This window comes from Mycolicibacterium neoaurum (genome assembly GCF_036946495.1).
Taxonomy (GTDB): Bacteria; Actinomycetota; Actinomycetes; order Mycobacteriales; family Mycobacteriaceae; genus Mycobacterium; species Mycobacterium neoaurum_B.
Map to the genome: position 1 here is coordinate 3,133,257 of NZ_JAQIIX010000002.1, position 12,571 is coordinate 3,145,827.

Here is a 12,571-nt window from a genome sequence, read left to right on the forward strand (position 1 = left end):
GCAGGGGATTATGGCGAACGGCAGCAATGAGCGAACGAGCGTCCTCGATCTCTTCCGGCTGGATGGTCGGGTGGCTGTCGTCACCGGTGCCAGCGGCGGGCTGGGGGCAGGCTTTGCTGTGGCCCTGGCCGAAGCCGGCGCCGATGTCGTGCTGGCCGCGCGTCGCCCCGAGGCGTTGGCGGGCGTGGGTCGGCAGGTCCGGTCGATGGGCCGTCGGGTAGTGGAGGTCGTCGCGGATGTGACAGATCCGGCTGCCTGCGACGAGGTCGCCCGGCGCGCGATGGCGGATCTGGGTCGGCTGGACGTCTTGATCAACAATGCAGGAATATCTTATGTCGCTCCGGCGCTGCGCGATTCGGCGGAGAGCTTCCAGTCCACGCTCGACGTCAACCTCACGGCCGCGTATTCGATGTCCATCGCGTGCGCACGGGTGATGGGTCGGGGATCCAGTATCGTCAACGTATCCAGCGTGCTCGGGCTGATGAAGTCCCGACTCCCGCAGACGGCATACGCGGCGAGCAAGGCAGCCATGATCGGGCTGACGAGAGATCTGGCCCACCAATGGTCGGAACGTCGCGGTATTCGCGTGAACGCGATGGCGCCGGGCTTTGTCGCCACCGACATGACCTCGGAGATGGACGACACGATGCTGGCGCGGTTTCTCGATACGGCGTCGATCCCGCGACTGGGCACACAGCGTGAAATGGACGCCGCAATGCTGTTTCTCGCATCCCCGGCATCCTCGTACATCACCGGATCGACTATTGCCGTCGATGGTGGTATGTCGGGACACTGACGGCGACGAGTCTGTCGCGACGACTACCGCACCTTGGCGAAACGCGACGCGATGTCGCGGTACTCCTGGCGGATCGACACCTTGTCCAGCTTTCCGTTCGGCAACCGGTGCAAACCGTGAGACCGCAAGACCACATAGCGCGGAACCTTGTAGTCGGACAGCTGCTGTGTGCAGTGTTCGATCACCGTGGCCTCATCGATCTGCGGCCCGTCGGCTGCCACGGTGATGATCGCAGCAGGCGTCTCCCCCCAGCGCTCATCGGGGATGGCGATCACGGCGACCTCGGCGACGCCGGCGAGGGTGCCTATCACGATCTCGAGTTCGACCGGGGAGATATTGATTCCGCCTGAGATGATCAGGTCCTTCTTGCGGTCCACGAAAGTGATGCGACCGTCGGCGTCAGCGCAGCCGATGTCGCCGCTGTGCAGCCATCCATCGCGGATTGCCTGGCCGGTGGTGACGGGATCATTCCAGTACCCGGGAGTGATCAACGGACCGCGCACCACGATCTCGCCGTGCTCACCTGGGCCGGACAAGTCGCCGTTGTCGTCCATCACCCGAACCTCGGTGAAGATCGACCCGCTGCCGCAGGAGTCCGGGTGATCCAGCGCCTCGGATTTGAGCGTCGCGGTCGCAACACCGCCCGCTTCGGTCATCCCGTAGATCTGGCGCAGCATGACACCCTTGTCGGCCCAGCGGTGCAGCAGATCCAGTGGTACGGCGGCGCCGCCGACGATCGCCGTCTGTAGTGAACTGAGGTCAGCGTGCTCGAATTCCGCTGCTCGCGAGATGGATTCAAATATGACCGGAACACCGAAGAGCGCTTGCACACGTTGCGACTCGATGAGCGTGACCGCACGGGATGGGTTCAGATCGGGTTCGATGATCAAGGTGCCCCCCAGCACGGTGGTCATCAACAGGCCGTAGACCAGACCTGGGGTGAATGCCAGGGGCAGGACCAGCAGCGCAACGTTGCCGGGCCGGAATCCGTCCTCGGTGAGGGTGTTTTCCAGGACGATGTTGAGCAACGTCTGCGTCGTGAGGATCACGCCCTTGGACAATCCGGTGGATCCGCTGGTGAAGATCACCGAGATGGGTTCGGCGGCATCGCGTTCGACGGAGAAGTCATCATCATCATCCCCGGCGCGGAGGCGGCGGACCACGTCGAAATCGACGATGTCGTATGGGGTGCCGAATTCGGCCGCTGCTTCGGCGGTCTGATGCAGCGCAGAACCGGTCAGCACCAGGCTGATCCCCGCGTCCCCGGCGACCTTGCCGATCTCGGCGGGCTTCAACCTGGAGTTCAGTGGCACCAGGATCGCGCCGGATTTGATGATGGCCAGCGCACAGGCGGGCCACTCGACGGCGTTCGGGGACAGCAGCCCCACCCGGTCGCCGGGCTTTACCCCGAGATCGACCAGATGGCGGGCCAGCCGGCTCGACCAGTTGTGCAGTTCGCGGTAGGTGACGTCGTCGTCACCGATCCGAAACGCGGGCTGTTTGCCCTTGGTGCGTGCCCACCAGTTCAGCGCAGAACCAACGGTCGCGGACATGTCTTCTCCTCGGACGGTGCGGGTGACGTCGCAAATTGTGGCAGAGCAGATATTGTTGCCAGTGTGTCCGAGAACGGACGGACCGGCGCGTGTTCGGTGCAGGCCGTTACTGCTGATCACCCAGCTGGAAACGGACGTCGGTGCGATCGTGTTGGAAGCCCGACAGCCGGCATGCATTGACCCATTCGCGATCGTCGGAGTCGACGTAGATGACGAGTCCGGTGAGTCCCTCGCGACCGACGGTATCGGCGGCCGCTGCCAGCAGTGCCCGTCGGGTGTTAGCCGTGGCATCGGGCGGGACACGATATCCGGTGAGGGTGGCGCACCTGCCGAACTCTTCCGACTCCACCGGGTCGAAGTCGATCCGGACAACTCCGGTGATCTGATCATCCATCCGCACGGCGTGTGTCACGGCGATACCGATGCCTCCCGTCCAGCCCAGCTCGCCCACCTCGGCCGCCGAGATCGATTGCATGGTGGCCGACCCGCCCGTCCGGTCGGGCGCGGCCGGACAGATCAGCTTCCAGATGCGTCGCGTGCGGGGTATCAGGAAGCGGTCGCTGAGACGCCCGGCGGCGGGGTGATTGCCCTGCGCCCATGAGGTGATCTGATGAGCTCCGGTACCCAGCCAGCCATCGGGCGTCGTGGTGTCCAGACCTACGCGCTCGAGTAACAGGGTGGTGATGCCGATCGACCGCAGCCGCGGTTCGATCACCAGCGTGGCCTCCGATGTGCCGTCCGAGCCGATCACCATGCGCAGCAGACCGGCGATCTGCTCCGGGTGATCGTGTTCGTTCAGCAGCGACGCGTACGGCAACATCCAGATCAGTAGGTGGCGTGTGCCCGAAGCCGGATCTGCCATCGAATCGAGCACGTCGCGGATCTTGATCGTCGTGTACTCGGGCTCGGCGTCGTAACTGGCGGCCCGCTCCAACATATCGGTCAGTTCGGCGATTTCGGGCGGGGACAGCTCGGTGCGCCATTCGTACTTGATCATCGGCGCATCACTCGGCTGCTGCTCGCCCTTCGGCGAGCAGCTTCTTGATCTCCCGCCGGAAAACCTGATTCGCCGTCTCGTTGCGGCCCAGCAACATGCCGCCGGCGTCCGCGCTGCCCATACCGCGCTGGGAGTTGCGCAGCAGCGGGAAATCTTCGTTGTGCAGGACGGCCAGCAGGATGTCCCAGTTCTTCTCCCACCGGCGCGCCCAATGCGACTCTTCCAGACCGGATTCCTCGACCGGAGGCACCATCAGGCGCTGTTCCATCCGGGACTTGGTCGGGTCGGTGGGGTGTGGGCGGAATGTCAACAGCTGAAAGTGATCCGGCTGTCGAAGCAAGGTGCTGTTGGGAAGTAAAAAGTGGGTCTCTGTGACGTAGTTGTCCAGCGGTGTATCGCCGGGGTCCTCTTCCAGCCATCGATCGATCGATTTGCGCGGAGCGATGAAGCGCACGTGCCGCCCGAAGTCCTCGAACGCCATCACGTTGGTGTGGATGACCTTGCCCGCGGTGTTGGGGTGCGCGTACTGGATGTGGTAACCGTCCAAGAACGCGTCCTGCATGATCTTCCAGTTGGTGGGCTCGTCGAAGCCGCCGGCGCGGAAGCACACCAACTTGTCGAGGTTGTACCCGGCCACGATGGCATCCATCTCCGGGCCCAGCCACGACGCGACGTCGATCTCGGCGTGCGCGTTGTCGATCACCCAGACGAAGCCGTGACGCTCTTCGCATGGAATCTCGACCAGGCCGTGCTCGGCGCGGTCGATCTCACCGAAGGTGTTGTCCCTGGTTACCATGCGCAACTTGCCATCAGGGTCGTAGGACCACCGGTGGTACGGGCACGAGAAGAACCGGCAGCGTCCCTTCTCGGCCTCCTCCAGCAGTGCGCCACGGTGACGGCACAGGTTCACGAACGTACGAACGCTACCGTCCTTCTGCCGCACCACGATGATGCTGTTCCGCGGCATCTGCACCGTGATGAAGTCATATGTCTTCCCGATTTCGGAGCTGTGGCAGACGATCGAGGGCACTCGTCCGAAGACGTAATCGCGCTCCTCCTGTGCGATCACCGGATCGGTGAACTCGTGCGCCTCGAATTCGACGACGTCGTCGAACTTGTCGGTGGTCTCGTTGCGCAAGAGTTCCAGCGCCCGGCGGATACGATCCTGGCGAGGAAGTGATGTGGTCATGGTGGGCTACTTCGTTTCGGGTGTGAAGGTGATGGGCATGCGTGCGCAACCGCGCACCTGGGTCGAGTGAAACACCGGCGGATCGTTCTCGACGAGGGCGTAGTCAGGAATCCGGCGGTGCATCTCCTCAAGTGCGATGTTGAGCTCGATCCGGCCGAGGTGCGAGCCCAGGCACCGGTGCACACCGGCACCGAAGGACAGGTGCCGATTCGGGGATCGGGTGATGTCCAGCAGACCCGGATCAACGAACTGTTCGGCATCTCGGTTGGCGGCACAGAGCATCAGGATCAGCTGGTCGTCCTTGGCGATGGTGACACCGCCGATCTCGACGTCCTTGGTGGCGCGGCGGCCAGGGATGACGGCGGCCTCGATGCGAAGGATCTCCTCGACCGCCTTGGGCATGATCGACGGATCGGCGATCAGCGCAGCGCGTTGTTCGGGATTCTTGGACAGGTGGGCAACCGTCCAGGCCAGCGATCCCTGGACGGTGTGCAGTCCACCCATCAGCAGCAGGAAGAACATCCGGAACAGCTCTTCGTCGTTGAGCAGCCGCTTGCCGTCGAGCAGTTCGACTTCGGTGTGGATGAGCGCCGAGGTGGCGTCATCGCCCGGATTGGCGCGGCGCTCGGCGATGATGTTGTTGAAGTAGCCGGCGATGGTCATCGCCGCCATCATCATGACCTGTTCGGATTCCTCTTTGGTTCCGCCGGGCTTGCCGAACAGCACGGCGTCGGTCGCTTCGGTGAACATCGGGGCGTCCGTGAGCGGCCAGTCCATCAGGGCGAGGAAGACCCGTGCAGGCAGTTCGTGGGCGAACTGGGAGATGAATTCGGCCTCGCCGGTCGGCGCGAACTGGTCGATCAACTCGTTCACGACCATGCGGATGTCATCGCCGAGCTTCTTCATGCGCTGCGGGCTGAACAGCGGCTGCAGCGCATGCCGATAGGCGGTGTGATCCGGCGGATCGAGTTCCAGCGGAATGAATCTGCCGAAGTCGGCGGGCGTCACCAGATTGTTCGGGTAGCTGGAAAAGGTTTCGGCATCGGTGAGGATGTCGAAGACCTCCCGGTAGTGCGTCACGATCCAGTGACCGCCGTGCGCGGTGGAGTAGACGATCGGCCCCTTGGCTGCCAACTCGGCGATGCGGGCCTGCATGTTGTCGACGGGGTGCGCCAAGGCGGCGTCGTACACGTCGAAGTCCACCAGAAGGTCCGCGGGAACTTTCTCGAGTGTCGTCATTTGTCTATGTCTCCGTGTATGTTCCGTCGTCAGGGGGCGGGCTGCGGATTGAGGTCTTCGTCGAACCACATGCCGACGCGCGACAGCGTGCCACCGTCGGTTGCGCCGATGGTGGCGCCCGAGATATAGGCGGATTCGTCGCTGACGAGGAAGAGCGCCACGTTGGCGTTGTCGGTCAGCGAAGGTGGCCGCGACAGTTTGAGCGGAATGGGGGAGACGGTGGGATTCCAGGGCCCGGCGACCTCTTCGTAGGACTGCCCGACGACCGGGGTTCCGGGCGGCATCAGGAAGTTGGGCGACATACCGTGCGTGGGAGCGATGGCGTTGACGCGGATTCCGAAGCGTCCCAGGTCAAGTGCCAACCCTCGGACGAGTCCGTTTACGCCCGCCTTGGTGGCCGAGTACATCGCGATGCTGTGATAAGCAACCAGGGAGGCCGCCGAAGACGTGGCAAGGATGGTGCCGCCGCCGTTGGCCTTGAGTGCGGGAATGGCTGCCTGTGCGGTGTACACGACACCGGAGAGGTTCACCCCCAGCACGTCCTGCCAGTCCTGTTCGGTCAAATCCTCGAAGGCGACAAATTCGCCGCCGGCCACCGTGGGAACGCCACCACGGGACACGACACCGGCGTTCGCCCAGGCGATGTCGAGCTTTCCGTAATGGTCCACCGTCTGGTTCACAGCATCAGTGATCTGCGCGCGATCGGAGACATCGGCGGTGATCGCGATGGCATCACCCCCGGCCTCTTCGACCAGCTTGAGTGATTGCGCGGCACGATCGGCGTCGATGTCGACTATTGCGACCCGGGCGCCCTCGCTGGTGAACCGTTGGGCGCAATGCCGTCCCAGTCCGGAGCCGGCCCCGGTGATCAACGCAACCTTGCCCTGCAGTCTCATGACCCTCCTTTGGGTATGCGGTGGATTGCCCTCGTGCGGCGCGGCGCGGACCGATGCGGGCGCGCTCCGACCCCGCAGTGGCTGTGATCCGTGCCACTAACGTTTTAAACCTTACGACAATAGATATGGTGCGTCAACAAAGCGGGCTGCGATTCGCCCGCAAGCGGGTTGAATTTGCAGCTCAGGTAGTCAATAGGCCGACATTGTGGCGCGGTGGCGAGCTGCGCGGACAAGCCGATTTTGCGATATGCGGGTCAGTCCTCGTCGATGATGAGGGCCAGTTCGGGGCAGGCCGCCGCACCGTCGCGGGTGGTCGACTCCTCGTCGGCAGGCACCGTGTGGTCCTCCATGATGGAGTAGCCCTCGTCATCGATCGGGAAGATGTCAGGGTCTGCTGCAAAGCACTGTGCGTGTCCGGCGCACCTACTGCGTTCGAGTCGAATCTTCATGGGAATCCCTTCGGGTCGGCGTGAACCTGGCGGCGACGTCGTCGCTCGATGGATCCGTGGTTTATGGCCCATCGCAAACGTCATGAGGTATATTGCAGGACAACCGATTAAGCTCGGTAAAACTATAGGTGTTAGCCACGTTGCGGTCCAGATCCGAAGTGCACACCCCGGGTGCGGACCAACCGGCAGTCCTGGGCCACGGCAATCCGAATCGCACTGCCGATCGAGAAGCCGATCTTTGCCGCGTCCGCGCCGCCGCCGATCAGTAGGGAGTTCGATGTGTCCGGACCAACGGCTGAGGCCACCACCTCCGATCGCGGATCGGTCCGATCCGGCCAGATCACCGTCCGGTGTCCGGCGACCGGTGAGGTCGTCGGAACGGTTCCCAACCTCGATCGCGAGGGCATCGCTGGACAGTGCGCTGATCTGCGCCGGGCGCAGCCGGCGTGGGAATCCCTCGGCCCGCAGGGGCGCAGCATCCATCTGTTGCGGTGGCTGGACTGGTTGCTGGACAACGAACGGCGGCTGTTGATGTTGGTTCAAAAGGAAACCGGCAAATCGTGGGCAGACGCCTCGATGGAGATGTCGGTGGTCGTCGATGTGATCAACTACTTTGCCGCCAACGCCGCGGCATTCCTGCAAGACCGGCACGTCAAGCCGGCCGGCCCCGCGAATTCGTTGCGGCGGCTGAGGGTGCAGGTGCGTCCACACCAATTGGTCGGTCTGATCACACCCTGGAACGGGCCCTTGGCGGGACCGATGATGGACGTGGTCGGCGCTCTGACCGCCGGGGCGGCGGTCATATCGAAGCCCTCCGAGGTCACTCCGCTGGCGTGGAGTGAGGCTGTCCGCGGGTGGCGCGATGAGATCGGCGCACCGCCGGTCCTCGACGTCGCCACCGGTACCGGCGACGCGGGAAGCGCCGTGGTCGATCAGGCGGACATGGTGATGTTCACCGGGTCGGTGCGCACGGGCCGCGCGATCGCCGTGCGATGCGCGGAGCGACTCATTCCGTGCAGCCTGGAGCTCGGCGGAAAGGACGCGTTGATCGTGCTCGCCGACGCCGATCTGGAACGCGCTGCCGGCGCCGCGGTGTGGGGCGGGATGACCAACTCCGGGCAAGCATGCGTCGGGGTGGAACGGGTGTACGTGGAAGCCCCCGTGTACGACGAGTTTGTGGAGTTGGTCACGGGCAAGGTGTCCGCGCTGCGACAGGGTATGGACGCGCCGGGCAGCTTCGCCAGCGATATCGGCGCCATGGTGACCACCGCGCAGGTGGACATCGTGGCCGATCATGTGGCCGACGCGGTAGCCAAGGGCGCGCGCGTGCTTGTGGGTGGGCAGCGCGGTGCGGGCAACACCTTTCAACCTACGGTGCTGGTCGATGTCGACCACTCGATGAGATGTATGCGGGAGGAGACCTTCGGGCCGACGCTGGCCATCATGCGCGTCGACGACGAAGACGAGGCGATCGCAATGGCCAATGACTCGGAATACGGTTTGAGTTCGAGTTTGTGGACCCGCGACCGGGCACGTGCAGAGCGGCTCTCCCGGCGTATCGAGGCAGGATCGGTGTCGGTCAACAACGCTCTGGTGGCGACTTTTCAGATGCCGGTGCCGATGGGTGGATGGAAGAACTCCGGTCTGGGGTCCCGGTTCGGTGGGGCGGCGGGCGTGTTGAAGTACTGCCGTCAGCAATCGGTGGTGGAGGAGCGCTTCACGCCGAAATCTGAACCGATGTGGTATCCGGTCAACCCGACTCGGTCACGGCTGATGTCGCGGGCAGTGCGGTTCCTCGGCGCCCACGACTGGCGCCGGCGGTTGGATCTCCGAGGCCGACGGTGAACCGCGGCGAATATCTGCGCGCGTTAGTTTGCGTCGCGACGGGGGACCGGTCGTACAGTGTGACGATGCGCAGTTTCTCTGACCAGCACCGCGACGCGCGGGACATGTGAGATGGCCCGTCCTTCCAAGCCGTTGATCAGTAAGACCGCCGCTGTCGAGGCGTCCATCGAGATCATCGATGCCGAGGGTATCGGCGCCTTCAGCCTGCCGCGGCTCGCAGCCCACATGGGGGTGCGCGCACCGTCGCTCTATCACCATTTCGAAGACAAGAACGACATCATGACTGCCATCGCGCGCCACATCGCGGGCAGATCGGTGATCAAGCCGCGACGTGCACCCGGGCCGGATTGGCCGGAGTATTTCGTGAGCCTGGCGTTGAACTTCCGGCAGTCGGTGCTGCGGCATCGCAACGCGGCCACCGTGTTGATCGAGCACCTCCCGCGCGAGACGCTGGTCGGCAGCTTCGAGAGCGCCGCCAAGTTCCTTCAGGATTCCGGTGTTCCGGCGCACCTGCACATCGCGATCCTTGATGGCATGGAGACGTTGTGTATCGGTGCGGTGCTGGCCGAGGCTGCCCGTAAACCCCGGACGCGCCACGCGCTGTTCCCGCCGCTGGACCCCGAGGAGTTTCCGCACCTGACCGGAGCCGTCGAGGCCAACGAGTTGACGGTCAAGGAGCTCTTCGCCGAGCGGATCCGCAGCTTCTTGTACGGCGTGATGATCAACGAGGACTATCAGGGGCGCTCCGAGGAAACCTCGGCCTGACAGTCAACAGTTGGATTTCGACTTCGTCGGTGCCATGCGCAGGGCCGACTCCTTTTCAACCAAAAGCTCGTCGATAGGTTTTGCGACCGAAGAGATCCCGCATTTCCTTGCGTGACTAGGTGGTCCGTGCGAGCCAGATGGTGCGCCGCCCGCACGTGGGGTCTTCGACAGCGTGGGCGATGAGCGCGAAGCCGTTGTCGGCGAGCAGAGTGCGGTATTCGGTTGGGTCGAGGCTGGCGTGGTAGAGCGGTTCGCCTCGGTAATTGCCGATCTGCACGCCAGCTGATGGACCGGTATTGAACATGAGCGCTGCACCAGGCGCCGCGTGTTGTGCAAAAGTCGCGAACATGTGCCGTTGATGATGTGGCGAGAGATGAAAAAGGCTGTCCCACGCAATGATTCCACCGTATCGGCCGTAGAGGTCCAGCGAGCGCATGTCGGCGACATCCCATCGATGGTCCGGGAAACGCGTCCTGGTCATCGAGATCATCTCGCTGGATGAGTCGACCCCGTGAAGCAGGCATCCCTGATTGATCAGGTACTGGCCGATCGGTACTGCTGTCCCGCAACCCACGTCGAGGACGGTGCGACGCTGAGTGGGTAGGCATGCCACGAATCGGTCCAGCCACGCGCGTTCGACCAGCCGGTCACTCCGGTCGCGCGCCCATGCCTGCGCGTGACGGTCGTACAGCTCGATCACCTGATCAGCATCGGGATGCTCGTCTACCACACTGACCAGTATGGCCGCGCCGGTGGCCGTTTACCTCGATGCAGTGCGGTCCTTCTAGATTGGTGGGCTGGATGCCCGGCGCACGAAATTCCGGCCGAATGGCTGAGCGAAGCCGCCAGATGGCGGATCGCGGACCTGGCACCGTCGCGGTGACCATCGGATGGTGAGAACGCGAATCGTCAAAGCGCCCGTGTCCGCACGCACACATCGCCGTGCGTCCCCAGGCAGGAGCATCGACGCGGCACGGGTTTGGGCGCGGTTCGGTCGGCCGTTGGCCGTCGTCACCGTCGCGTGCGGGCTGCTGGCGTCCACTGCCGGAATGGCCAATGCAGAAGACATAAAGCCGAATCCGAGCTCTCCTGTGGCGGGCCCGGTGGCCAAGGATGGTGTCCGCACGGCGAAGCCGGGGATCGCCAACGGGGGGACGTCAAAGATCCGGGTGGCTGAGCCGGGGAAGCCTGTGCTCCCGGTGGGCGGTGTGGTGCGGGAATCGCAGCGTGCCGTTCCCGCTATCAAGGGTGGCTCGGGGGCTTTCCGGCCTGGCCCGTTCCGCAGGAGCCCAGCGCTCGGGAAGTGGTAGAGCAGTGAAGCGGAATTTCCGGCCGGTTCTGCCGCCCGGCGCGGCTGCGGGAGCATCATCTGGGTTCCTATTACGGGCTGTACGCGTCCATCGGCGGAATCCTGGTGTTGCCGGCCTCGGCGGCGCTCGGTGCAGTCGTCGACGCGGTACCGGACACCGGCGCAGGCCGCGCAGCACCCTGGCTGGCAACCGCGCCGGTGCTGATGTTGGCCGCCGGTCTGGTGGGGCGGATCATGGTTCAAGCCTCGGCATCGGCTGAAGCGTAAGTCACAGGCCCAGTTCGGATAGGCTCGGATGATCCTGTGGCAGTGACGCATTCGTGTCCCAATAGAACTTGCGCTGGCTTTGCTCGATCCTCAGATCATTGATGCTGGCGTGGCGGTGTGTCATCAGGCCGTGTTCGTTGTACAGCCAGTTCTCGTTACCGTAGGCGCGGAACCATTGCCCCGAGTCGTCGTGGTATTCGTATGCGAAGCGGACTGCGATGCGGTTGTCGCTGTGCGCCCATAGTTCCTTGATCAGACGGTACTCGTGTTCGCGGTCCCACTTGTCGCTGAGGAATTCGACGATGTGTGCGCGGCCCGTGACGAACACCGACCTGTTGCGCCAGACGCTGTCGACTGAATAGCCCTCCGCGACGCGCCGCGGATCACGGCTGTTCCAGGCGTCCTCTGCCAGTCGTACCTTCAGTGCGGCCGATTTGTCAGTGAACGGGGGAACCGGCGCTTTGACGCCGATCGGTGGGGTCCTGGTCATTTCGGTGCCTCTCTCGGCAATCAGGTCGCGTTGCCGGTCATGTAGACGGGGTTGTCTACATGACGCGGAAGGCTAGCGTGTGTAGACAGATCTGTCTACAGTGGGGTTGTGAGCATCGCCCAGACTCTGGATCCGCAGGTTGACGTGCCATCCCTTCCGGCTCGGGAGCGGATACTGGCTACCGCGTACCGACTCTTCTACCGAGAAGGGATCCGGGCGACCGGGGTCGATAAGGTGATAGCCGAGGCGGGCGTCACCAAAGTGACGTTTTACCGACACTTCCCGAGCAAGGACGCCCTGATCTTGGCATTCTTGGATCTGCGACACCGCCGTTGGATGGACTGGTTCGTCGACGCGCTCGATCGACACGCTCATGGCCATCGCCGACCCGCGGTGGTCTCCGCGATCGCGGAATGGTTGACCGCGGACTCCTTTCGCGGCTGTGCGTTCATCAACAGCGTCAACGAAATCGGTGCGGAGTTACCCGAGGTTCACGTCATCACCGCACGACACAAGGCCGAGATGGTTGCGGCGATCAAGGAGACACTCCCGCCAGGCCCGGGCCGAGCCCGGACGGCACAAGCGCTCGGAGTGGCAATCGATGGCGCCATCGTCCACGCCCAGTATCAGCGCGACGCCACGTCGGCGATCAAAGCACTCGCCACCATCGCCTCAACCCTGCTGTCGTCAGAACGTTAGCCCGCGCCAGGCTGCGTGAGAGTGACGTTTCTGCGGTCAACGGGCCGGTGTGAGCGCAAAAACGTCATTCTCGAACG

At 63.9% G+C, this 12,571-nt stretch carries 13 protein-coding genes; 4 read left to right on the plus strand and 9 right to left on the minus strand.

Features of this window, described 5'->3' with window-relative positions:
• The first annotated feature begins 10 nt into the window (after positions 1–10).
• Entirely contained in the window at positions 11–796 is a 786-nt protein-coding gene (locus tag PGN27_RS20465; protein ID WP_335327753.1) for an SDR family NAD(P)-dependent oxidoreductase, read from the plus strand.
• Positions 797–819: 23 nt separating this feature from the next.
• Here PGN27_RS20465 and PGN27_RS20470 read toward each other — a convergent pair whose 3' ends face one another.
• The 6 genes from PGN27_RS20470 to PGN27_RS20495 all read right to left on the minus strand — a co-directional run bounded on the left by PGN27_RS20470 (position 820) and on the right by PGN27_RS20495 (position 7,119).
• A complete protein-coding gene (locus PGN27_RS20470) occupies positions 820–2,349 on the minus strand; it encodes a class I adenylate-forming enzyme family protein (RefSeq protein ID WP_335327754.1) in 1,530 nt (509 codons plus the stop codon).
• A gap of 106 nt (positions 2,350–2,455) precedes the next feature.
• Entirely contained in the window at positions 2,456–3,346 is an 891-nt protein-coding gene (locus PGN27_RS20475; protein ID WP_335327755.1) for a hypothetical protein, read from the minus strand.
• Between the two features lie 7 nt (positions 3,347–3,353).
• A complete protein-coding gene (locus PGN27_RS20480) occupies positions 3,354–4,535 on the minus strand; it encodes an aromatic ring-hydroxylating oxygenase subunit alpha (RefSeq protein WP_335327756.1) in 1,182 nt (393 codons plus the stop codon).
• Between the two features lie 6 nt (positions 4,536–4,541).
• The gene (locus PGN27_RS20485; protein WP_335327757.1) at positions 4,542–5,774 is read right to left on the minus strand and encodes a cytochrome P450; all 1,233 of its coding nucleotides are present in this window, start codon (positions 5,772–5,774) and stop codon (positions 4,542–4,544) included.
• Between the two features lie 29 nt (positions 5,775–5,803).
• Positions 5,804–6,670 (minus strand): SDR family NAD(P)-dependent oxidoreductase, encoded by an 867-nt coding sequence (locus PGN27_RS20490; RefSeq protein ID WP_335327758.1) that lies wholly within the window; start codon positions 6,668–6,670, stop codon positions 5,804–5,806.
• Positions 6,671–6,924: 254 nt separating this feature from the next.
• Entirely contained in the window at positions 6,925–7,119 is a 195-nt protein-coding gene (locus PGN27_RS20495) for a ferredoxin (protein ID WP_335327759.1), read from the minus strand.
• A 279-nt stretch (positions 7,120–7,398) separates the two neighbouring features.
• Between PGN27_RS20495 and PGN27_RS20500 the strand changes: the two genes are divergently transcribed.
• Together PGN27_RS20500 and PGN27_RS20505 are read left to right on the plus strand one after the other, a co-directional pair.
• The gene (locus PGN27_RS20500) at positions 7,399–8,964 is read left to right on the plus strand and encodes an aldehyde dehydrogenase family protein (RefSeq protein ID WP_335327760.1); all 1,566 of its coding nucleotides are present in this window, start codon (positions 7,399–7,401) and stop codon (positions 8,962–8,964) included.
• 111 nt (positions 8,965–9,075) lie between these two features.
• On the plus strand, positions 9,076–9,729 hold the full coding sequence (locus PGN27_RS20505; RefSeq protein ID WP_335327761.1) for a TetR family transcriptional regulator: 654 nt from the start codon (positions 9,076–9,078) through the stop codon (positions 9,727–9,729).
• Positions 9,730–9,844: 115 nt separating this feature from the next.
• On the opposite strand, the gene PGN27_RS20510 is transcribed toward PGN27_RS20505, so the two are convergent.
• From PGN27_RS20510 to PGN27_RS20520, 3 genes are all read right to left on the minus strand, one after another.
• On the minus strand, positions 9,845–10,459 hold the full coding sequence (locus PGN27_RS20510) for a class I SAM-dependent DNA methyltransferase (RefSeq protein WP_335327762.1): 615 nt from the start codon (positions 10,457–10,459) through the stop codon (positions 9,845–9,847).
• A 650-nt stretch (positions 10,460–11,109) separates the two neighbouring features.
• Positions 11,110–11,274 (minus strand): hypothetical protein, encoded by a 165-nt coding sequence (locus PGN27_RS20515; RefSeq protein ID WP_335327763.1) that lies wholly within the window; start codon positions 11,272–11,274, stop codon positions 11,110–11,112.
• Positions 11,275–11,306: 32 nt separating this feature from the next.
• On the minus strand, positions 11,307–11,795 hold the full coding sequence (locus PGN27_RS20520; protein WP_335327764.1) for a nuclear transport factor 2 family protein: 489 nt from the start codon (positions 11,793–11,795) through the stop codon (positions 11,307–11,309).
• A 108-nt stretch (positions 11,796–11,903) separates the two neighbouring features.
• On the opposite strand from PGN27_RS20520, the gene PGN27_RS20525 reads away from it, so the two are divergent.
• The gene (locus tag PGN27_RS20525; RefSeq protein ID WP_335327765.1) at positions 11,904–12,494 is read left to right on the plus strand and encodes a TetR/AcrR family transcriptional regulator; all 591 of its coding nucleotides are present in this window, start codon (positions 11,904–11,906) and stop codon (positions 12,492–12,494) included.
• Positions 12,495–12,571 lie beyond the last annotated feature (77 nt).